This window comes from Corallococcus aberystwythensis, from assembly GCF_003612165.1.
Classification (GTDB): domain Bacteria; phylum Myxococcota; class Myxococcia; order Myxococcales; family Myxococcaceae; genus Corallococcus; species Corallococcus aberystwythensis.
Window position 1 is genome coordinate 1 of record NZ_RAWK01000612.1, and the last position, 398, is coordinate 398.

At 66.8% G+C, this 398-nt stretch carries 1 protein-coding gene; it reads left to right on the plus strand.

Going from position 1 to position 398, the window contains the following annotated elements:
• A partial coding sequence (locus D7W81_RS44700; RefSeq protein ID WP_158621797.1) for a hypothetical protein occupies positions 1–398 on the plus strand: 398 nt, incomplete at both ends.

Sequence of the window (398 nt, forward strand, 5' to 3'; positions counted from 1 at the left end):
CTGTTGGACCGCGACTTCGTGGAGGCCGTAGGGAGCCACGTAAAGAACTTTTTGCTGATCGATACGGGCGTGTACGCCCACGGCCACAGCCTGCGCTTGCCGTATTTCGCCAAGATCGGCCCCGACGGCTCCGCGTGCGCCCGGTTATTGCCCGTCTTCGTGATCCCCCCCGCGTGCGAGGACGTTCCGGCGTTCGTCGCCGCGCACGCCGACCCGCGGCGCTTCCACTTTCACGCCCCGCCCATGTTTTCCGCGGCCCCGCGGGAGATCCGCGTCCTCCACAGCCTGGGCGGGGACTATGTCAGCTTTTTCGAGAAGAAGGCGTCGCGCAACGCCCTGGAGCACTTTGGGCGACGCGAGACCCTGACGGAGGTTCTGGGCCGCTACGATGTGCGGCC